The 21,679-nt window shown below is 72.8% G+C and carries 16 protein-coding genes; 13 read left to right on the top strand and 3 right to left on the bottom strand.

The features are described 5' to 3' along the window. The 4 genes from ACFY1T_RS18620 to ACFY1T_RS18605 all read left to right on the top strand — a co-directional run bounded on the left by ACFY1T_RS18620 (position 1) and on the right by ACFY1T_RS18605 (position 4,456). Entirely contained in the window at positions 1–2,034 is a 2,034-nt protein-coding gene (locus ACFY1T_RS18620) for an FAD-dependent oxidoreductase (protein ID WP_390789101.1), read from the top strand. 236 nt (positions 2,035–2,270) lie between these two features. Beyond that, a complete protein-coding gene (locus ACFY1T_RS18615) occupies positions 2,271–2,684 on the top strand; it encodes a PaaI family thioesterase (RefSeq protein WP_390789100.1) in 414 nt (137 codons plus the stop codon). A gap of 6 nt (positions 2,685–2,690) precedes the next feature. Beyond that, the gene (locus ACFY1T_RS18610; RefSeq protein ID WP_390789099.1) at positions 2,691–3,968 is read left to right on the top strand and encodes an MFS transporter; all 1,278 of its coding nucleotides are present in this window, start codon (positions 2,691–2,693) and stop codon (positions 3,966–3,968) included. A 44-nt stretch (positions 3,969–4,012) separates the two neighbouring features. Beyond that, positions 4,013–4,456, top strand: coding sequence for an SRPBCC family protein (locus ACFY1T_RS18605; RefSeq protein ID WP_030870287.1), 444 nt, complete (start codon positions 4,013–4,015; stop codon positions 4,454–4,456). A 22-nt stretch (positions 4,457–4,478) separates the two neighbouring features. Here ACFY1T_RS18605 and ACFY1T_RS18600 read toward each other — a convergent pair whose 3' ends face one another. Further along, the gene (locus ACFY1T_RS18600) at positions 4,479–6,032 is read right to left on the bottom strand and encodes an alpha/beta hydrolase (RefSeq protein ID WP_390789141.1); all 1,554 of its coding nucleotides are present in this window, start codon (positions 6,030–6,032) and stop codon (positions 4,479–4,481) included. A 181-nt stretch (positions 6,033–6,213) separates the two neighbouring features. After that, positions 6,214–7,332 (bottom strand): PP2C family protein-serine/threonine phosphatase, encoded by a 1,119-nt coding sequence (locus tag ACFY1T_RS18595; protein WP_390789098.1) that lies wholly within the window; start codon positions 7,330–7,332, stop codon positions 6,214–6,216. Between the two features lie 197 nt (positions 7,333–7,529). Here ACFY1T_RS18595 and ACFY1T_RS18590 point away from each other — a divergent pair, with 197 nt between their 5' ends. The 4 genes from ACFY1T_RS18590 (at position 7,530) to ACFY1T_RS18575 (ending at position 12,990) form a co-directional block, all read left to right on the top strand. Further along, complete coding sequence (locus tag ACFY1T_RS18590) at positions 7,530–9,710, top strand: SpoIIE family protein phosphatase (protein ID WP_390789097.1); 2,181 nt, start codon at positions 7,530–7,532, stop codon at positions 9,708–9,710. A gap of 249 nt (positions 9,711–9,959) precedes the next feature. Next, positions 9,960–10,625 carry a DUF4142 domain-containing protein gene (locus tag ACFY1T_RS18585; RefSeq protein WP_390789096.1) on the top strand — a complete coding sequence of 222 codons (666 nt, stop codon included), beginning with the start codon at positions 9,960–9,962 and terminating at the stop codon, positions 10,623–10,625. A gap of 9 nt (positions 10,626–10,634) precedes the next feature. Continuing rightward, a complete protein-coding gene (locus tag ACFY1T_RS18580) occupies positions 10,635–12,038 on the top strand; it encodes a DUF1996 domain-containing protein (protein ID WP_390789095.1) in 1,404 nt (467 codons plus the stop codon). A gap of 154 nt (positions 12,039–12,192) precedes the next feature. After that, positions 12,193–12,990 carry an RNA polymerase sigma factor gene (locus tag ACFY1T_RS18575; RefSeq protein ID WP_390789094.1) on the top strand — a complete coding sequence of 266 codons (798 nt, stop codon included), beginning with the start codon at positions 12,193–12,195 and terminating at the stop codon, positions 12,988–12,990. A gap of 146 nt (positions 12,991–13,136) precedes the next feature. On the opposite strand, the gene ACFY1T_RS18570 is transcribed toward ACFY1T_RS18575, so the two are convergent. Next, positions 13,137–14,309 carry a PucR family transcriptional regulator gene (locus ACFY1T_RS18570; RefSeq protein ID WP_390789093.1) on the bottom strand — a complete coding sequence of 391 codons (1,173 nt, stop codon included), beginning with the start codon at positions 14,307–14,309 and terminating at the stop codon, positions 13,137–13,139. A 652-nt stretch (positions 14,310–14,961) separates the two neighbouring features. On the opposite strand from ACFY1T_RS18570, the gene ACFY1T_RS18565 reads away from it, so the two are divergent. The 5 genes from ACFY1T_RS18565 (at position 14,962) to fusA (ending at position 21,670) form a co-directional block, all read left to right on the top strand. Continuing rightward, the gene (locus tag ACFY1T_RS18565; protein WP_390789092.1) at positions 14,962–15,951 is read left to right on the top strand and encodes a hypothetical protein; all 990 of its coding nucleotides are present in this window, start codon (positions 14,962–14,964) and stop codon (positions 15,949–15,951) included. Further along, a complete protein-coding gene (locus ACFY1T_RS18560) occupies positions 15,948–17,396 on the top strand; it encodes an NADH-ubiquinone oxidoreductase-F iron-sulfur binding region domain-containing protein (protein ID WP_390789091.1) in 1,449 nt (482 codons plus the stop codon). The genes ACFY1T_RS18565 and ACFY1T_RS18560 overlap by 4 nt, the downstream gene beginning before the upstream one ends. A gap of 154 nt (positions 17,397–17,550) precedes the next feature. Then, positions 17,551–18,579, top strand: coding sequence for an SCO0930 family lipoprotein (locus tag ACFY1T_RS18555; protein WP_390789090.1), 1,029 nt, complete (start codon positions 17,551–17,553; stop codon positions 18,577–18,579). Positions 18,580–18,637: 58 nt separating this feature from the next. Next, positions 18,638–19,186, top strand: coding sequence for a hypothetical protein (locus ACFY1T_RS18550; RefSeq protein WP_390789089.1), 549 nt, complete (start codon positions 18,638–18,640; stop codon positions 19,184–19,186). Positions 19,187–19,570: 384 nt separating this feature from the next. Beyond that, complete coding sequence (fusA, locus tag ACFY1T_RS18545; protein WP_390789088.1) at positions 19,571–21,670, top strand: elongation factor G; 2,100 nt, start codon at positions 19,571–19,573, stop codon at positions 21,668–21,670. Positions 21,671–21,679 lie beyond the last annotated feature (9 nt).

Here is a 21,679-nt window from a genome sequence, read left to right as displayed (position 1 = left end):
ATGAGCACGCAGAGTCCCCAGAGCCGGTACCCGCACCTGCTGAGCCCCTTGGACCTCGGCTTCACCACGCTGCCGAACCGCGTGATCATGGGGTCGATGCACACCGGCCTCGAAGAGCACCAGGGCGGCTTCGAGCGGCTCGCCGCCTTCTACGCCGAGCGCGCCCGCGGCGGCGCCGGCCTGATCGTCACCGGCGGCATCGCCCCGAACGACGCCGGCCGCCCCTTCGAGGGGGGATCGCGCCTGACCACCGAGGACGAGGCCGCCGAGCACCGGGTGATCACCGAGGCGGTGCACGCCGAGGGCGGGAAGATCGCGATGCAGATCCTCCACTTCGGCCGCTACGCCTACCACAAGGACCTGGTCGCCCCCTCCGCCCTCCAGGCCCCCATCAGCCCCTTCGTCCCCAACGAGCTCAGCGACATCGAGGTCGAGCGCACCGTCGAGGACTTCGTCCGCGCCGCCCGCCTCGCCAAGCTCGCCGGCTACGACGGCGTCGAGATCATGGGCTCCGAGGGCTACCTGATCAACGAGTTCATCGCCGCCGCGACGAACAAGCGCACCGACCGCTGGGGCGGCGCGTACGAGAACCGCATGCGCTTCCCGCTGGAGATCGTCCGGCGCACCCGCGCGGCCGTGGGCGAGGACTTCATCCTCATCTACCGCCTCTCCATGCTCGACCTGATCCCCGGCGGCTCCACCCTCGACGAGGTCGTCCGCCTCGCCAAGGAGATCGAGGCGGCCGGCGCCACCATCATCAACACCGGCATCGGCTGGCACGAGGCCCGCATCCCCACCATCGCCACCTCCGTCCCGCGCGGTGCCTACACCTGGGTCACCAAGCGGCTGATGGGCGCGGTCTCCGTCCCCCTCGTCACCAGCAACCGCATCAACACCCCCGAGATCGCCGAGGAACTGCTCGCCGACGGCCGCGCCGACCTGGTCTCGCTGGCCCGCCCCTTCCTCGCCGACGCCGACTTCGTGGCCAAGGCCGCGGCCGGCCGCTCCGAGACCATCAACACCTGCATCGGCTGCAACCAGGCCTGCCTCGACCACACCTTCAGCGGCAAGATCACCAGCTGTCTGGTCAACCCGCGCGCCTGCCACGAGACCGAACTCGTCCTCTCGCCCACGCGGTCGAAGAAGCGCGTCGCCGTCGTCGGCGCCGGTCCGGCCGGCCTCGCCTGCGCCGTCTCCGCCGCCGAACGCGGCCACAGCGTCACCCTCTTCGAGGCCTCCGGCCACATCGGCGGACAGCTCGACATCGCCCGCCGCATCCCCGGCAAGGAGGAGTTCGAGGAGACCATCCGCTACTTCGGCACCCAGCTCGCCGCCCGCGCCGTCGACGTCCGGCTGAACACCCGCGCCGACGTCGAGACCCTCCAGGGCTACGACGAGGTCGTCGTCGCCACCGGCGTCACCCCCCGCACCCCCGACATCGAGGGCGTGGAGCGCGCCAACGTCGTCAGCTACCTCGACGTGCTGCGCGACGGCGCCCCCGTCGGCGAGCGCGTGGCCGTCGTCGGCGCCGGCGGCATCGGCTTCGACGTCGCCGAGTTCCTCACCGACAGCGGCGAGGGCGCCTCCCAGGACCCCGAGACGTACTTCCGCCACTGGGGCGTCGACACCGCGTACGCCGGACCCGGCGGGCTCACCGCCCCCGAGCGGCCCGCGCCCCCGCGCCAGGTCCACCTCCTCCAGCGCAAGGCCACCAAGGTCGGCGCGGGGCTCGGCACCACCACCGGCTGGATCCACCGCGCGGAGCTCAAGCACCGCGGTGTCGTCTCGGTCGCGGGCGCCACGTACGACCGCATCGACGAAGAGGGCCTGCACATCACCGTCGGCGGCGAGCAGCGGCTCGTCCCCGCCGACACGGTGGTGCTCTGCACCGGCCAGGAGCCGCGCCGCGACCTGTACGAGGCCCTCCTCGCGGCCGGCGTCCGGCCGCACCTGATCGGCGGCGCGGACGTGGCCGCCGAACTGGACGCCAAGCGGGCGATCCGCCAGGGCACGGAACTGGCAGCCACCCTCTGACCGGTCCCGGAGCCACGGCCCCGCCGCGGTCTGCGAGACGGTCCGCGCACCGCACCCCGGCCTACCGCGCGGCCGGCCACCCGGACGTCGAGTACCGCACCTACGAGGACGCCCGCCAGGAGCCGTTCAACGAGACGGACCGGGACGGGGTCGTCGCCGACGTGCTCGACCGGCCGGAACGGGTGGTGAGCCGAAAGGTGTTGTGGCGGCCGGGGCCCGGCCGCCACAATCTGCGGGTGACCTTGACACCCGCTGACGCAGACAAGATCCTCGCCGACAACTTCGCCCCCTGGGTGCTCGCCCTCGGGCTGACCGTCCAGGAGACGGGCGAGCGGCACGCCGTGCTGCGGCTGCCCTGGTCCGAGGAGCTGGCCCGGGACGGCGGCGGCATGTCCGGCCAGGCCCTGATGGCGGCGGCCGACACCGCCACCGTCATCGCGATCTCCGCGGCGCGCGGGGCCTACGGGCCGATGACCACGGTCCAGCAGTCGACCAGCTTCCAGCGGCCGGTGGTCGCCGCGGACGTGCTGATCGGGGTCCGGGTGACCAAGCTCGGCAAGCGCATGGCCTTCGCCGACATCACGATGACCCCCGAGGGAGCGCAGGAGCCGTCCGCGACGGCGTCGACGGTCTACGCCCTGCTGGGCTGAGCCGGGGTGCCGGCCCCGGTCCGCCATCCCCCGCTCTGGCAGAACCGCGACTTCACCGTCTTCTGGCTCGGCCAGGCACTGTCCGTGCTCGGCGGGTCGATCTCGCTGCTCGCGCTGCCCCTGCTGGTCTTCGAGGCCACGGGGTCCGTGGTCCAGATGGGCCTGATCACGGTCATCTCGGGGGTCGGGACCATCGCGACCGGGCTGTTCGCCGGGTACGTGGTGGACCGGACGGACCGGCGCCGCCTGATGATCGCCTGCGATCTCGTACGGGCGCTGCTGCTGGGCGCGGTGCCGTTCGTCTGGCTGGCCGGGCCTCGGATCTGGGTGCTGTACGTGCTGACGGCGCTGGCCACCGTCTTGAAGACGCTGTTCGACGTGGCGTACGTGACGGCGGTGCCGAACCTGGTCCGCGAGGAGCACCTGATCACCGCCAACGGGCGGCTGACGGCGACCTTCGCCTTCGGGACCCTGGTCGGGCCGGCCGCGGCCGGGTTCATCGCGGCCGGGGTCGGAGCGGACTGGGCCCTGGGGGTGGACGGGGCGACCTTCCTGGTCTCGGCCCTGAGCCTGCGGTGGGTGGCCTTCGGGCGGGAGGGCACCGCCGCCGCGCCGGCGGCCGGGGAGCCGGGAGCCTCCCGGGCCGGGAAGCTGCGCGAGATGTTCCTCGAAGGGTTCCGCTTCCTGTGGGCCCATCCCGTGCTGCGGGCGCTGACCGTTCTGCTCACGCTGCTGACCTTCGTCACCATGGGCGCCACCGACCTGCTGGTCTTCCGGATCCGGCACGACCTCGGGCTGGGGGCGGCCACCGTCGGCTCCGTCATCGCCGTCAGCGGGCTCGGCGTGGTCGGCGCGGCCTTCGCCGCCGCGCCGCTGCGCCGGACCTTCGGGTTCGGCGCCTGCTGGCTGGGGTCGGTGGCCCTGATCGGCGTGGCGATGGCGGTGACGGGCGTCAGCGGCAGCCCGCCGGTGATCGCCGTGGCGGCCGCCGTGTTCATGTTCGGGCTCACCCTCGGCGCGGTCTGCTCCCTGACCCTGCGCCAGGAGGTGACCCCGGATGCGCTGCTCGGGCGGGTCACCTCCGCCTTCTGGACCGTGCACGGTGCCTCCGGCCCGGTGGGCGCGGCCGCCCTCACCCTGCTGGCCGGCCGGCACGGGGTGCCGGCGGTCAGCGTGGGCGCCGGGGCGTTCTGCCTGGCCATCGTCGGGGCGGGGCTGCTGACGCCGCTGCGGGGGAGCCGGGCCGGGCGCGCCCGGGTGGCGGACGCCGCGCGCACGGGCTGAGGGTCTGCGATCGTGGATCGTGGGGAGCGTACGGAGGAGCAGTCATGTCCGGACAGTTCGAGTCGACCGTCGAGATCGACCGGCCCGTCGGGGAGGTCTTCGCCTATCTGGCCGACGGCCGCAACGACCCGCAGTTCAGTCCGCGGGTCCAGGAGATCACCAAGACGCCCGACGGCCCGACCGGTGTGGGCACCGTCTTCCGCAGCACGGTGAAGGACGCGGGGATGAAGACGGGCCGTGAGTTCCGCATCACCGGATTCGAACCGCAGAAGCTGATCCGCTGGACGGAGCAGAGCAAGAACCTGGTCACCGCCGAGGGCGGGTACGACTTCGAAGCCCTCTCCGGCGACCGCACCCGGGTCCGCATCTTCAACACCCTCGAAGGGCACGGACTGGGGAAGCTGCTGGTGGGCCTCGCGCTGAGCGCGGCCCGCAAGGACGCGCCCGACTTCGGCCGCCGGATCAAGGCCGCCGCGGAGGCGGCCTGACCGGCGGCCGAAGCCCGCGGGATCAGAACCTCCCGTCGCCGAGGACCGGGAAGCGCTGCGGGGACTGCGGGGCGATGTCGGAGCGGCGCTCCTGAGCGCCCGGCGCCGTCCGGCAGGTCACGTCCTGGGCGGGCAGCTTGCCCGTCGCCAGGTAGGAGTTGACCGTGGCGTTGGCGCAGGAGTTCGGGTCGGCGAGGTACACGCCGTGGCCCTCACCGCCCATCGCGAGCACCATCCGCGAGCCCTTGAGCGCCTTGTGCAGGCCCTGGCCGCTGACCAGCGGGGTCTGGGAGTCCCACTCGTTCTGCACGGTCAGCACGTTGGTCTTCGTCTTCATGGCCGTCGGCGGCTCGATGGGCCGCTGCCAGTAGGCGCACGGCTTGATGTTGGACGCGAAGTCCCCGTACAGCGGGTACTCGGCCTTGTCCTTCGCGGCCTCCCGCTGGTACTGCTCCGGGTAGCGGGGCCATTCCGTGTCCCCGCACACCACGGACCAGAACACGGCCGTGCCGTTGTCCGATGCCGGTTCGGCGGCCGGCTTCAGCAGCTTGCGCTGGGGCTCGGTCAGGTGGACGGGCTTGCCGTCGGCCGCGTCCTTCAGCGCCTTGACCAGGGGGGCCGCCTGCGAGGGGTAGAAGAACAGGGCGCGCGCGGTGCGGATGTCATCGCCCGTGAGCTTCGTGCCCTCGAACTCGATCGGCTCCTTGTCCGCCCGGGCCACGAGGTCCCAGAAGGTCTTGGAGACCGCGTCCGGGGTGTCGCCCAGCCCGTAGTCGGCCGAGCGCTCGGCCGTCCACTGCGTCCACCGCTTGAACGCGGGCTCCGCCTCGGTCGCCCACACCTGGATCATGCCCCGCCAGATGCGCTGCGGGTCCACGCCGCTGTCCAGCACGAAGCGGTCGCTGCGGTCGGGGAACATCTGCGTGTACACCGCGCCCAGGTACGTGCCGTACGAGTAGCCGACGTACGAGATCTTCTTCTCGCCCAGCGCGGCGCGGATCGCGTCCATGTCGCGCGCGGTGTTCCGCGTGGTGACGAAGGGCAGGAGGGAGCCGGACTTCTCGCGGCACTTGTCCGCGACCGTGCTCGCCCAGGCCACGTCCGCCGGGAACGTCTCCTCCTTGTACGGCCGGTCGATGTTCTGCTCGGCGTCGGTCAGCCCGCAGGTGATGGGCGTGGACGCGCCGACCCCGCGCGGGTCGAAGCCGATCAGGTCGTACTGGTCGCGCACGTCCTTCGGCATCAGCTCGTTCATCATCAGCGGCAGATCGAGCCCTCCGCCGCCCGGCCCGCCCGGGTTGAGCAGCATGGCGCCGTGCCGCTTGGCCGGGTTCTCGCTCTTGATCCGCGATATCGCGAGGTCGATCGTGCGGCCCTGCGGGCGCCGGTAGTCGAGCGGGACCTTGATCGTCGCGCACTCGTACGAGGCGGGCTGGTCGGCGTTGCAGCGCTGCCAGGCCGGCTTCTGCGGGGTGTACTCCGCAGCCGGGGCGGCCGAGGCCTGCGTCGCGGAGAGCAGCGGGACACCGGTCGCGACGAGACCGGCGGCGGCGAGCATGGGTGCGAGGCGTTTCATGTTCACGAAGAGCCGTTTCCTTCCGTGAATGCGATGGCCTCACCACCTTGTTGTACGAAGACCCCCGGGCGAATCATCCCGAAGGGCCGGTGTGCATGCGTCTCACGAACGAGCTCAAATCCGGACAACTGGCCGACACGCCACAGGAACTGACGTCACGGCGGATTCCGGATCCGCCGGTTCAGGCACCGCCGCCGATGCGCTCGATGGCCACCATCGCCGCGTCGTCGCCCAGACGTCCTCCGGGGGAGTGTGCCAGCAGGTCCGCGCACAGGTGGCGCAGCAGCGCGTCCGGACCGTCCCCCGGCCAGTCGGCGGCGCGCTCCGGCAGCGGATAGAAGGCGCCTTCGGCGTCCCGGGCCTCGATGACGCCGTCCGTGTAGAGCAGGACCACGTCGCCCGGCTCGAAGGAGAAGGACTGCGGGGCGAAGCCGGTGTCCACGTACTGCGTCAGGCCCAGCGGCGGCGCCGGGTGGTCCACCTCGAGGGGGATGGCCCGCCCCCCTCGCAGCAGCAGGGGCGGCGGGTGCCCGCAGCTGATGAGCCGCAGGGTCATGTCCTGATCGGGGACGTCCAGTACCGCCGCCGTGGTGAACGCCTCGCCGGGTTCGCCGGCCGGCTCGCCCGTGCCGTCGGGGTCGGCGGCCACGGCGGCCTCCAGGTGGGCGATCAGGGTCGGCAGGTCCGCCTCCTGGTGGGCGGCGGCCCGGAAGGCGCCGAGCACCAGGGCGGCGTCCCCGACCGCCTCCAGGCCCTTGCCGCGGACGTCGCCGATGATCAGCCGGGTGCCGTGCGGGGTGCGGCTGGCGGCGTACAGGTCCCCGCCGATCTGGGCCTCGGCCTCCGCGGCCAGGTAGACGGAGGCCAGGCGCAGCGGACCCATCCGGTCGCGCAGCGGCCGCAGGACCACCTCCTGGGCGGCCTCGGCGACCGAGCGCAGCTGCGTCAGCTGCTTCTCGTGGACCTCGCGCAGGTGTGCGAAGAGGGTGACGGAGATCGAGATCAGGACCAGCGCGATGATCTGGAAGGTGTGGTTCAGGTCGGTGGCGGTGGTCCGCACCACGGCGACCGCCGCCTGGGCCGTGACCGCCACCGCGCCGACGAACCCCGTCATCCAGGGCCCGGCGAAGGAGGCGGTGAGGGCCGGGGCCGCGACCAGGAACGGACCCAGGTGGACATCGGGCGGAGCCAGGACGTCCACCACCGTGACGACCGCGATGAGCGCGAAGGGAACCGCCAGCAGGGGCAGGCGCGGTTCGCCGACGTGGCGATGGCTCGGATGCGGCGGCCGGTGGTCCATGACTCCTGAATACACCGCGCCTATTGTTCCCGCGCACCGGCCGCCCTCCGTCGTACGGCCGTATCGGGGGGCGGCTGCGCTGCCGGTCCGGGGGAGTGGGGGGAGGATGGGAGCACCCCGGGCGCGGACCCGGGGCGAGGAGACCGAGCGGGCCGGTGCACCGCCCCTGCGGCAGCGGACGGGAAGGAGCGGCCGGCATGAGTACGGCGGACCCCTCCCCGGCCGAACCGGACCCGGAGCACGCGGACCTCGCGGCCCCGGACCACGGGGACCCGGAGCACCCTGCGCCGGACCCCGCGGGCGCGGAACCCTCGGGCGGCCTCTCCGTCGACCCCGCCACCGGGCCCGGCCTCCTCGACGTGCTCGGCGTCGCGGGGGTGGTCCTCGACGCGGAGGGGCGGATCGCACTGTGGAGCCCGCAGGCCGAGGAGCTGTTCGGCTACACCCCGAGCGACGCCCTCGGCCACTTCGCGGCGAAGCTGCTGGTAGACGAGGAGAACCTGGCCACGGTCCTCGCCCTCTTCGAGGAGGTGATGGCCGGCACGGGCTCCTGGGCCGGGGCCTTCCCCGTACGGAACAAGGACGGCACCACCCGCCTGGCGGAATTCCGCAACATGCGGCTGGAGGACGCCGAAGGGCGGCGCTACGCCCTCGGCATCATCTCCGACCAGGCCACCCTGCGGCGCATCGAACGCGACCTGGCCCTGTCGATGCGGCTGGTCGCGCAGTCCCCGATCGGTCTGGCCGTCCTGGACACCGAGCTGCGCTACGTCCTGGTCAACCCGGCCCTGGAACGGATCAACGGGCTGCCCGCCGCCGCACACATGGGCCGCCGCGTCCACGAGGCCCTGCCGCACGTGGACGCCGCGTCCATCGAGTCGGCCATGCGCGACGTCCTGTCCACCGGCCGGCCGCAGTTGAACCGCTTCACCACCGGCCGTACGCCCGCCGACCCCGAGCAGGACCACGCCTGGTCACTCTCCCTCTACCGGCTGGAGGACCCGGCCGGCCGGCCGCTCGGAGTCGCCGCCTCCATCGTCGACGTCACCGAACAGCACAAGACCTCGATGGCCGTCGCCCTGGCCCGCCAGCGGCTCTCCCTGATCGCCGACGCCTCCGTACGCATCGGCACCACCCTCGACCTGTGGGTCACCGCGCGCGAGCTCGGCGACATCGCCGTGCCGCAGCTCGCCGACCTCGCCACGGTCGACATCCTCGACGCCGTCCTGACGGGCGAGCACCCTCCCGGGGCCCCGACGGACGAGACCGTGCGCTTCCGCGCCCTCGCCGTCAAGGCCGCCCGCCCGACCCCCGCCACCCTCGCGGCCGACCCGGTCGGCACGATCGCCCGCTACGACACCACCCGCGTGGTCACCCAGTGCGTACGGGCCGCCCGCCCCGTGCTCGTGGCGCGGGTCACGGAGGCCGAGCTGCCCAGCGTCGCCCGGGACGCCGAGGCCGCCACCCTCCTCGCCGCGGCCGGGCTCCACTCGTACCTGGCGGTTCCGCTGATCGCCCGCGGTGAGGTCATCGGCGCACTCGGTCTCCAACGCACCGACAACCCGCTGCCGTTCGACCAGGACGACGTCCTGCTCGCCAGCGAGCTCGCGGCCCGCGCCGCCGTCTGCATCGACAATGCCCGCTGGTACCAGAAACAGCGGCACGCGGCCCTCGCCCTCCAGCGCCACCTGCTGCCCCACAGCCCGACGCCCACCCCGGGCCTGGAGATCGCCTACCGCTACCAGCCCGCCGAGGCGGCCGGTGAGGTCGGAGGGGACTGGTTCGACGTCATCCCGCTGCCGGACGACAAGACGGCCCTGGTCGTCGGGGACGTCATGGGCAGCGGCATCAACGCCGCCGCCACCATGGGCCAACTGCGCACCGCGGCCCGTACCCTGGCGGAGCTCGACCTGGACCCGGCCACCGTCCTGACCCGGCTCGACCACACGGCCACCGGGCTGGGGCACACCATGGCCACCTGCGTGATCGCCGTCTACGACCCGCACCGCAACCGGTGCCGCATCGCGACCGCCGGACACCTGCCGCCCGTACGGACGAGCCCCGGGCGCCCGCCCGAGCTGCTCGACCTGCCGACCGGCGCGCCCCTGGGGGTCGGCGGTGTGCCCTTCGAGGCCACCGCCCTGGACCTGGGCGTCGGCGACCAGCTCGTCCTCTACACCGACGGACTCGTCGAAACCCGGGACGAGGACATCGACATCCGCCTGCAGGCGCTCACGGCCCTGCTCCAGGACCCCGCCCGTCCCCTCGAGGAGACCTGCGACCTGTTGCTGGCCGAACTGCGCCAGCCGGACGGCCGCGACGACGTGGCCCTGCTCGTGGCCCGCACCCGCCCGATGCCCACGGCATCCGACAGCTAGCGCCCGCGAACGGTACCAGCCTTTCGGGGCGTTGACCGGATGTTTGTCCATTCGTGATGGTCCTTCCAAACAGGCACCACAACTGGCACTAGCGTCCCGTGGCACCCGGGGAGCGCGGGTGAATTGGACACGGGCAACTGCCGGAGCCCGAGCCGGCGCACCCCCTCCCGGTCCACGCAGCAAGGAGGCGCAGTGCTGTCTTTCCGTCGGTCGGCCGTCGGTGGCATGTCGGTGGCATCGAGACACGTGATGGCAACCGGCGTCGTCATCGGCGCCCTCGCCTTCACCCTGATCGCGTTGCTCATCCCCGTGCAGAAGTTCGGCGGGAGAAACGCCGCGGCCGCCACCGCTCCGGCGGCCGAGGACGACGGCGCCGGAATCCAGAGCACGGCCTTCGGGCCGCTGACCCCCCAGGACCGGGACTTCGTCCGCAAGGTACGGCTCGCCGGCCTGTGGGAGCTGCCCGCGGGGCGGCAGGCCATGCAGCGCAGCACACGGCCCGCGATCCGCACCGCGGGGGAGCACCTCGTCGAAGGCCACACCGAACTGGACCGCAGGGTCATGGAGGTGAGTCAGGCCCTCGGCATGGAGATCCCCAACCAGCCCAGCGTGCAGCAACAGGGCTGGCTCGACCAGATGGACAGGGCCCAAGGACCCCAGTACGAGCAGCTGTTCATCCAGCTGCTGCGCAGGGCCCACGGCAAGGTGTTCGCCCTCGTGGCCCAGATCCGGGCGCAGACCCGCAATTCGATGGTCCGGGCCCTCGCCACGGACGCCAACAGCACGGTCCTGGACCACATCACGGTCCTCGAGGCCAGTGGGCTCGTCGACTTCGACGGTCTCGCGGACGCCCCGTCGGGCACCCCCTCCGCACCCGCCCCCGCCTCCTCCCCCAATTCCCGACCGACGAAGTGAAGTGATCGCATGAGCCAAAAGGGCCACAAACGCCGTCTGCGGCCGAAGCACAAGATCCTCGCCGCGATGTCCGCCCTGGTCCTGGGCGGCGGCGGGGTCGTGCTCGTCTCGCAGGGCGCCTTCGCGGGACAGAACTCCCGCAGCGCGCCCGTGACCGCCACCATCGACTGCCCGGACGTGGGCGACAAGCTCGACAACGTCCCCGACCAGGCCCGCAAGGAGGTGGACGCGAACCTCGCGCAGCTCGACACCCAGGTCGCCGACGCCTACAAGCAGCTCTCCTCCGGCCAGGCCAAGAGCAAGACGCTGCTCGGCGGACTGAAGCAGCAGCGCGACAAGACCATCACCAACCTCTCCGACACGCTCGGGAAGGCGGGCCAGAAGCCCGCCGGACTGCAAGGGCTCAGCGGGTGCGTGATGAAGGAGGCGGCGGCCGCCGACCCGGCGGACGAGGCGGCCGCCGACAACGGAGCCCAGGGCGCCGCGAAGCAGAGCGCACCGCAGCAGCAGCAACAGCAGCAGCAGGCCAAGGGCGGCCCGGCCCGCAGCGACTTCGTCAACATCGGCACCGTCAAGCCCAACGTGCGCAAGCCCGCGGCCCGCGGCGGCGCCTCCACCGGATCGTTCGCCGTGCAGTGCGGGCGCAACGAGAACGGTCACTTCAACCCCGACAACGTCATCGTCGCGCCCGGTGTGAGCAACGGCGCCCACCACATGCACGACTACGTCGGCAACAAGACCACCGACGCCTTCTCCACCAACAACAGCCTCGCCCAATCCGGGACCACCTGCACCAACGGCGACCAGTCGACGTACTACTGGCCCGTGCTGCGCCTGCGCGACGGCAAGGCGGAGAAGGACGCGAAGGCGCCCGGCGGCGGCCAGGACGCCAACATCGGCACGATCCTGAAGCCGAAGCAGGTGACCATCGAGTTCAAGGGCAGCCCCGTCAGCAAGGTCGCGGCCATGCCCCGCTTCATGCGGATCATCACCGGTGACGCCAAGGCCCTCACCAACGGCAATGCCAACGCCAACGCGTCGTGGAGCTGCACCGGCTTCGAGAACCGCCAGCTGAAGGACAAGTACCCGGTGTGCCCCAAGGGCAGTGACGTCGTGCGGACGTTCAACTTCCAGAGCTGCTGGGACGGCAAGAACATCGACAGCGCCAACCACCGCACCCACGTGGCCTTCGCCGACAACAACGGCAACTGCAAGCAGGGGTTCAAGGCCATCCCGCAGCTGGTCCAGCGGATCGTCTACAGCGTGCCGCCCGGTTCCCGGTTCGCGGTGGACAGCTTCCCCGAGCAGCTCCACAAGCCGGTGACCGACCACGGGGACTTCATCAACGTCATGTCGAACGGCCTGATGGCCGGCGCGGTGCGCTGCATCAACGACGGGCGCGCCTGCCGCTGAGAACCCTCGGGACGGCGCCCCCCTCCCACCTCCCCCGCGTCGCCCCGAGAGCGGTGCCGGTCCGAAGCCGACTTCGGACCGGCACCGCACAGGCGTTTGTGCCACCGCCCGACGGGGTCCGTGACCGGGCCCTGAGACCCATACGAGGAGTGCCATGTCCGGCTCTCGTCACACCTCCCCTTCCGAGCCCTCGGACGGGGACCTCATACGGCGGCTGAGGGCGGCCTACGCCGCCGGCGAGGCCGATCCGGCCGCCTGCGAGCACCTGTACCGGCGGCACCGTGCCGCCGCTTTCGCATGTGCGCGCCGTTGTTCCAGGGCCCCGCAGGACGCCGAGGACCTCGTCTCGGAGGCGTTCATCCGCACCCTCCAGGCCGTCCGCTCCGGGGCCGGGCCGCGGGAGGTCTGGCGTCCGTACCTCCTGTCGGTGGTCCGCCGCACGGCGGTCGAGTGGCGGGACTGCGCCGGCCGGACCGTCCTGACGCCCGACATCGAGGCCTGGTGCCGGCCCGGTCCCGAAGGGGACGACCCGCAGCGCCGGCTGCTGGACAGCGAGGACCGCCGGCTCGTCGCCCGCTCCTTCCAGGCCCTGCCCGAACGCTGGAAGGCCGTGCTGTGGCACACCCTCGTCGAGGACGACTGCCCGCACGCCGTTCCCCAACTGCTCGGCATCACCCCGAGCGCGGTGACCTCGCTGGCCTTCCGCGCCCGTGAGGGCCTGCGCGAGGCGTACCTGCGGGCCCACCTGGACACGGCCGCCGACGCCCGGTGCCGCCATTACGGCAGCCTGCTCGGGGCGGTGATCCGGCGCCGCGGCTCCACGCCGCGCGGCCGCGGTCTCACCCGGCACCTGGCGGCCTGCCGGTCCTGTTCCCGCGCGTACGCCGAACTGCTGGACCTCAATGCCGCGCTGCGTGCCGGGGCGGCGTCCGCGGTCCTCGTCGGCCTGTAGGCGTGCCGGCCGGTGGACCCGTGGCACACGGCGGCCCCGGTCCCTCTGCTCCGCGGGGGCGGGGAGGGGGCCGGGGCCGAATCCGTGGGTACGGGGGAGGGTCGGGGGTGAGGGGTTCGAGGGTTCGGGGCCGGGGGCCCGGGGATCTACAGGCCGTTGACGCGGGCCATGCGCCCGACGCCGCCCAGCGGCCGGAAGTCGGTGGTGGCGACGCGCACCTTGCGGCCGATTCGCGAGTTCTGGCGGCGCACCTGGGCCATCAGGCGGCGGCTGCGCAGGGCCATTTCGAGCTCGAACCGGGTCCGCGGATCGCGCAGGCCGGGTCCGAAGAGCTTTTCCAGCTGCCGCATGCGGTAGCGCACGGTCTGGGGGTGCACGCTCAGTGCCTTCGCGGCCTCCGGGGCGCCGCCGCCCTCCAGCCAGGCCAGCAGGGTCACTTCGAGCCGCTCGCTCTGGCGCGGGGTCAGGCTGGCCAGCGGCCGCAACCAGCGTGCGGCCAGCGCGTGTGCCAAGGGCTCGTCCTGGAGCAGCAGGAGGGTGGAGAGGTGGTCGTCGACGAAGAGGGCCCGCGCCTCCAGACCGGGGCGGTTGGGGGTGAGGGACAGCAGTCGAAGGGCCCACCGCAGGGAGGAAGCGGTGTCGCGGGGGGCGACGGGGTGGCCGACGGCGGCGAACCGGCCGCGCAGCAGGGCCTCCAGCGAGGCCCGGGTCTCCGGGTCCGGGCTCGGCACCAGCAGACAGGGCTGGCCGCCGACCATGCCGGCCAGTCCGTCGTCCAGGACGGCCGCCAGCTGCTGTGTCTCGCCGGGGGTGGCGAGGGCGATGGCGCGTATCTCCGCCGGGAGCGGCCAGTTGGCCGCGGCGGCCAGCTCGGAGAGGGCAATTTCAGCCATGGGCATGTCACTAGTGAGTGCGGAGAACAGCTCACGCCTGGCCCGTTCGGTGCGGGTGCCGAGCCCCTCGCGGGGAACGACCGTCAGGGGGGACAACTGCCCTCGCTGGCGGGGGACCCGGATGCCGACCGGCGGGCCGCGGTGTTCCTCATCCTCTTCCTCCTCCTCTTCCCCCCGGTGCGGGTGGTCGTGTTCGGCCGCATAGTCCTCCTCTTCCTCATCCTCGTCGGGGTGGGCGTGTTCCGCGGCCTTGTTCTTTTGCTGCGGCGCGGGTTCGCGGTACCCGAGGGCGGTGAGCAGGGCCACTTCGAGCCGCTGTCTGACCACCTCCTCGTCGAGCTCGTCGACGAGGGCGGAGAATCCGGGGAGCTCCTCCCTCAGCTCCTCCATCATCCCCGCGGTGAGCGCGGGGAGTTCCCTTCGCACGACCCGGGTCCATTCGCCTCGGGGACGGGCCCAGATGCGGTTCAGAAGTTCGCACATTGTTACCTCGTTCATGCCGGGGTACGGCCTGCCCCGTGGGAGGGTGACAAGCCTGTCGAGGCCGCCTTCCTCCCCCCTCTGCGCCAGTGCGGACGGGGGAGTCGAGCGCCTCGTACACCCTCCAGGAGAGTGCCATCCACTTGCAGTCCCGCGACTTTGCCTGAGCTTTGCCGACGGGGAGGTGTGATGGCGGACAAGGCGTAACTCTTGTTGCCACCGCACCGTTGGAAGGGAATCTTCCGGGGCTGTCCGGTGTGACGATGCCACGCGCGCCAGAACTTGTCACGATTAGATAAATACTGTGGAGGCGTTGCGAAGGTCCACGATGCTTCTGCACTCCGGCCCCCGCTCCCGGCCGGTGGGACCTCATCTCCCGCCCGCCGCGGAGCAGTTCCGTCGACTACCCCGGGCGCCGAGTGCGCGGTCGAGTGCCTCGGGCCTGGGCGTATGGGAGAACTACATGCCCCTGTCCCCAGCCCGTACGCCCCGCTCACACCGGGCCCGCAGCACCAGACGCCATGCCGGCGTGGCCGCTGCGGCAGCCGCAGGCCGGCGGGCCGTCCGGAGGCCGCCCCTGCTGTCCCCCGCCGGAGGCGTGCGTCCCGCCACACTCGTCGTCGCCGCCCTCACGGGCCTGCTCGCCCTGTCCGTGGCGGCCCGCGCGGGCGCCCTGAGCCATCTCTGGGACTTCCTCGACTTCGGGGCGGGCGTCCTCGCGCTCGTCTCGCTCACCTCCGCCGTCCTGTGGGGCCTCGCGGCCACCGACCGTACGGTGCTCACCTCCGGGCACCGGCTCGTCGCCCAGGCGGCGCACCGCGGCCTCGCCGTCGCGGGGCTGGGCTTCCTGCTCCTGCACATCTGGGTCAAGGTCGCCGAGGCGCAGACGGGGGTGGCCTCCGCCTTCCTGCCGTTCACGGACCAGGACCAGCCGATCCTCATCGGCCTCGGCACCCTGGCCGGATACATATTCGTCTCCACGGCGGTCTCCGGAGCGGTCCGCAGTGCCTTCGCCACCAAGGGCCGCTCCCTGTGGTGGCGGGCCCTGCACTTCGGCGCGTACCCGGCGTGGGGCGCGGCCCTGGTGCACGGGCTCAAGGCCGGCCGCCCCGCCAGCGGCTGGGTGACCGTGTCCTACGCACTCTGCCTCGCCGGGGTCGCCGGCGTGCTCGCCATACGGCTCCGGGCCCGGCTGCGCGCCGCTCCCGTGCGCCCGGTGGCCGCATCGGCGGCAACCCCCCAAGGCGCGCCGCCCCGGCCCAGGAAGCCTCCGCAGCGCTTCGTCCGGCAGCCCGCGGAATGGGCGGCCGAGCGGCTGACGGCGCGGCTGGCCCGGCAGTCGGACCGGCGTGCCGTCCCGCAGCAGCCGGATCCGGCCACGGCCCCGGTCGGGGGCGCCTTCGTGCCCTCGCCCCGGCAGGCCCTGGAGCCCACGACCGAGATCCTCCCGCCGTACGGGACGGCGCCGTACGCGCAGTCGTACGGCGCCGACGCGTACGAGACGGTGGTCATCCCGAGCGGCATCGGGGCCGGGCCGGGAACGGACCGGTCCGGCGGGTCGTACGGCGGGATGCGGGGCCGTCAGTGACCTCGATCGTCGATCCCGCCCTCGGGTGCGTCGGCCAGCCCAGGCTGCTGGCCGGACTCGACGTGCTGCCGCGACTCGACCGTGCCAACCACCTGGTGGTGCACGGTCCGCTGCCGCAGTACACCTCGGGCGATCTCGTGGAGCTCGCCGAGGGCATCGACCTGCGGGGCCGCGGGGGAGCGGGTTTCCCGTTCGCCCGCAAGCTCAAAGCGGTCATCCGGTCCGCCCGGACCAAGGAGGGGCGGACCGCCGTCGTGGTGAACGGCACCGAGGGGGAGCCGAGCTGCCTCAAGGACGCCGCGATGCTGCTGCACTCCCCGCACCTGGTGCTCGACGGAGCCCTGCTGGCAGCCGACGCGATCGGCGCCGAGGAGATCGCCATCGGGGTGACCAGGGACGACGTGGAGCAGTCCCTGCGGGCCGCCGTTGCGGAGCGCGGCGTGCCCGGCAACCGCCTGCGCGTCGGCAGGCTTCCCGAGCGCTTCGTCTCGGGAGAGGGAACCTCCCTCGTGAACGGCCTCAACGGGGGGGACGCCGTCCCCAACGGGCAGAAGGTACGGACCAGCGAGCGGGGTCTGAGCGGACTGCCGACCCTGCTGTCCAACACCGAGACGTACGCCCAGCTCGCCGTCGCGGCCAGGATCGGCGTGCCGGGATTCCGCTCGGTCGGCCTGGAGTCCGAGCCGGGCACCGTCATGTTGACGATCAGCGGTTCGACGGTCGTCGAGGCGCCGCTCGGGACCTCCCTGGCGTACGTCCTGGAGCTGTGCGGCTCGTCCCCGGGCCAGGGCGTCCTGGTCGGCGGGTACCACGGCAAATGGCTGACGCCGGCGGCGGCGCGGACCGCCCTGCTCTCCCGGGAGTCGCTGTCCTCCCTCAAGGCCACGCTGGGGGCGGGTGCGGTCCTGCCGCTGCCCGAGGACACCTGCCCGGCCGGCGAAGTGGCCCGCGTGATGCGCTGGATGGCGGACGAGACCGCCGGACAGTGCGGCCCGTGCGTCAGGGGCCTGCCCTCGCTCGCCGATGCCGTGGACGCCCTCGTGGCCGGCGGCGGCAGGCCCGCCCTGGAGGCGGTCGAGGCGCGGATGCGGGGAGTGCTGCGGCGCGGCGCCTGCAGCCATCCCGACGGCACCTCGGCCTTCATGGCCTCCGCGCTCGCCGTCTTCCCCGACGAGATGCGCGACCACGCCCTGGGCAGCGGCTGCGGACGCCGTGTGCTCGGGGCGCTGCCCCTGCCCGAGGACGAGAACCCCGAACGGCTCGTCGTGGATTGGACGCTGTGCAAGGGGCACGGGCTCTGCGTGGACGTGCTGCCCGACGTGGTGCGGCTGGACCGCGACGGCTACCCGGCCGAGGCCGTCATGTCGGTCCCCGGAAGGCTGCGGCCGATGGCGCTCCGCGCGGTGCGGCGCTGCCCCGCGCTCGCCCTGCGCATTCAGGAATGAGCCGGCGGTAAACGGCTGCCGACGAGGGCAGTTCAAGGGTTAGCGCGATCTGATAAATTCCCGCTCATTCGAATTCGGTGAACCCGCCAGGCCTTATGAATAAGGCAGTAGACGAACCCCCCGGGTTCAACCCGAAGGAGAGATCGTGAACAAGATGCGTCGTATCTCAACGGTCGGATCGGTGGCCGCGGTTCTGCTGCTGGCGGCAGGTTGCGGAAGCAGCGACAACGGCGCCGCACGCAACGCGAATTCCGTACAGCCGGCGGGTGCCGGCAAGGCCCTCGGAGGCGCATACGACACGGGCTACGGAGCGGGCGGCTACGGGGCGGGCGCCGCCGGCTCCGGATCGGGCTCGGACGTCGGATCGGGCTCCGGCAAGGCCGGTTCGGCCGGGCAGCTGGCCGTACGCGACATCGCGAGCGTGGGCAGCGTGGTCACCGACAGCGCCGGCATGGCCCTCTACCGCTTCGACAAGGACACTCCCAAGCCCCCGAAGTCCAACTGCGAAGCGGACTGCGCCGCGGTCTGGCCCGCGGTCCCGGCGGACGACGCCTCGGCCGCCGCGGGCATAGACGCCGCCCTCCTCGGCTCGGTGGACCGGGCCGACGGCAGCAAGCAGCTGACCCTCGGCGGCTGGCCGGTGTACCGCTACGCGAAGGACACGAAGGCGGGCGAGGCGAAGGGCGAGGGAGTCGGCGGCACCTGGCACGCACTGGCACCGGACGGCAAGAAGGCGGTCGACAAGAAACAGAAGGCCGGCGGCGACAGCGGCGCTGGAATGGAAATGGGGGCAGGGTCGGGAGGAATGGAGATGAAGACGGGCGCGGAGCTTTCCGTGGCCGACAACGAGAAACTCGGCAAGATTCTGGTGGACGGCCAGTGGCGCACGCTCTACCGATTCGACAAGGACAGTGCGTGGCCGATGAAGTTCGGCTGCCTCGGGGCCTGCCTGGACACGTGGAAGCCCGCCGCGGCGATCGACAAGTCGAAGGCCGAGGGAATCGCCGGCAAGCTGGTCGGATCGGTGAAGCGGCCCGACGGCAGCGAGCAGCTGACGATCGACTGCTGGCCGGTCTACACCTTCACCGGGGACACCGAGCCGGGCCAGGCGAACGGGCACAACAAGCAGGGTCTCTGGTTCGCGGTCACGGCCGAGGGCAAGAAGGTTCCGCCGTCGGCGTAGTGCGCCTGCCACCCCCTCCGATCCAGCCCGGTCCCGACCCCCTGTGAGGCAGTCAGCCATGCCCCGTTCACCCCGTACCGCCGCTTCCGCCGCCGCTGCCGCCGCGCTGCTCGCGACGCTGCTGTGCGGCGGCTGCGCCGCCCGGGTGGCGGCCGGCCCGCAGGCTCCGCCCGACCCGAGCTCGTCCGCCGCCCAGGACCCGGCCGCCCGCCCCGCCCCGCTCCAGACGATCGCCGACGCCCTCGGCTGCACGCCCGAGACGACGGTCGACGCGGAGGAGCTCCGGGAAGGGGCGTGCGGATCGGGCCAGGAGGGCTTCCGGATGGCCACCTTCACCAGCGAGCAGGGCCGCCAGACCTGGCTGACCGAGGCCCAGATGTACGGCGGCACGTACCTCGTCGGCCCCACCTGGGTCATCACGGCGGCCTCCGCCGAGGCACTGGCCGGCGCCCACACCCGCCTCGGCGGAACGATCCAGACCGTCTCCGGGCACGGCTCCTCCGCCCACGACATGCCCCACGACCCCTCGTCCGACCCCTCGCACGACGCCTCTCCCGGCACCTCCCACGCCGGCGGGCACGACTCCCCGAGCCCCGCCGCGTCCTGAGGGGGCGTCCGGCCCGGCCCGCGAGAAATTGCGGTGCCGGGCCGCTGCCGTGTCCCTACACTCGCTCCCATGCCGCCACGCGACGTGGTGCGCACTTCGTCGACGAGAGGGGAGCCGGGCCATGTGTCACCGCATCGCCGTCTTCGTTCCCCGGTCCCGGTACGACGTGATCCTGGTGTCTCCGTCTTCCCGATGACGGCTGCGCGGCCGCCATCGGATGTCCGCGACGACTGACACGACCCCCTCCCCGGTGCGTCCCCGCACGCCCGGGCATGCGCGGGTACGCCCTCGGGCCCCATCGTGTTCCTCCGTGCCCCCGGCACGTCCTTCGTCCGCCGGAAATCGCGCCGCCCCTTTCACGAACTTCCGGAAAGACCTCGGGCCATGCGCACCCACCTCAACACCTCGACCACCATCCGCAATCTCGGCATCCTCGCGCACGTCGACGCCGGCAAGACCACCGTCACCGAGCGCATCCTCTACGCCACCGGGACCACCCACAAACGCGGCGAGGTCCACGACGGCACGACCGTCACCGACTACGACCCCCAGGAGCGCGACCGTGGCATCACCATCTTCGCCGCCGCCGTCAGCTGTACGTGGGACGGCCACCACGTCAACCTGATCGACACACCGGGACACGTCGACTTCTCCGACGAAGTGGAGCGCTCCCTGCGCGTACTCGACGGGGCGGTCGCGGTGTTCGACGCCGTCGCGGGCGTCGAACCGCAGAGCGAGTCGGTATGGCGGCAGGCGGACCGCCACGGCGTGCCGCGCCTGGTGTTCGTCAACAAGATGGACCGCGTCGGCGCCGACCTCGACCGGGCGGTGGCGTCCGTACAGGAGCGGCTCCACGTCGCGGCGCTGGTCGTCCAGCTGCCCATCGGCCAGGAGGACGGATTCCGCGGCGCCGTGGACCTCGTGCGCATGCGCGCGCTGGTCTGGGGCGACGAGCCGGACTCGTTCGCGGAGGTTCCCGTACCCGATGCCCTCCAGGAGGAGGCGCGCGCCCGCCGGCGGCTGCTGGAGGAACGGGTGGCGGAACTCCACCCGGCCGCCCTGGAGGAGTACTGCGCCACCTCGGCGCTCTCCGCCGCCACGCTGACCGCCGCGCTGCGCGACCTGACGCGCAGCGGCGAAGGCGTCGTCGTGCTCTGCGGCTCGGCCTACCGCAACCGCGGGGTCGAGCCGCTGCTGGACGCCGTCGTGTCGTACCTCCCCTCGCCGGTGGACATGCCGCCGGTACGGGGAACCCGCGGCGCGGCGGTGGAGGAACGGGCCGCCGACCCGGCGGCGCCCTTCGCCGCGCTCGCCTTCAAGGTGAACGCGACGGCCACCGGACGGATGACCTGCCTGCGGGTCTATTCGGGAACGATGAGGAAGGGGGACACCGTGCTGGACGCGGGCACCGGCCGGACCGAGCGGATCGGACGGATCCTGCGCGTACAGGCCGACCGCCACGCCGAGGTGGACCAGGCCGTGGCCGGGGACATCGTCGCCGTGGTCGGGCTCAAGGGCACCCGCGCCGGCTCCACGCTGTGCGCCCCGCAGGCGCCGCTCGTCCTGGAGCCGCCGAAGTCCGCCGCACCCGTGGTGTCCGTGGCCGTCGAGGCGGTCGGCAGCGCCGACACGGGCCGGCTGTCCGCGGCACTGGCCCGACTGGTCGAGGAGGACCCGTCGCTGGTGGTGCGGACGGATCCCGAGACGGGCCAGACGGTCCTGTCGGGGATGGGCGAGCTGCACCTGGAGGTCGCGGTGGAGAAGGTCCGCCGCAGCCACGGGCTGCGGATCGCCGTGGGCCGTCCGCGGGTGGCGTACCGGGAGACCGTCGTGCGCGGGGTGTCGGGGCTGGTGTACCGGCACGTCAAGCAGGAGGGCGGCGCGGGCCAGTTCGCCCACGTGGTCCTCGACGTCGAGCCCCTGGAGGACCCGGCCGACGGCGCCGGCGGCGCGGGCGGCCACGCCGGCGACGGCACGTTCGCGTTCCGGTCGACCGTCGTCGGCGGGCGGGTGCCGCAGGAGTACGCCCGCGCCGTGGAGGCGGGCTGCCGGGACGCCCTCGCCGAGGGCCCCCTCGGCGGTCATCCGGTGACCGGCCTCCGCGTCACCCTGACCGACGGGGCCACGCACTCCAAGGACTCCTCGGAGATGGCGTTCCGGGCGGCGGGCAGGTTCGCGCTGCGCGAGGCCCTGCGCGCCGCCGGGATGGAGCTGCTGGAGCCGGTGGCCGAGGTCGTGGTGACCGTGCCCGACGACGCCGTCGGCGGGGTGCTGGGCGATCTGGCGGCCCGCCGCGGACGGGTCTCGGGCTCGGCCGCGCGGGCCGGGACCACGGCGGTCACCGCCACCGTGCCGCTGGCCGAGCTGTTCGGTTACGCGTCCCGGCTGCGCAGCCGCACCCAGGGCCGGGGGACGTTCACCACCCGGCCCGCGGGCCTCGCCCCCGTCCCGGAGGCGGCGTACCGGCAGGCGTCGGCCGGCTGAGGGCCGCCT

This window comes from Streptomyces sp. NPDC001194 (assembly GCF_042896985.1).
GTDB lineage: Bacteria > Actinomycetota > Actinomycetes > Streptomycetales > Streptomycetaceae > Streptomyces.
This window is presented reverse-complemented; position numbering and strand designations above follow the sequence as displayed.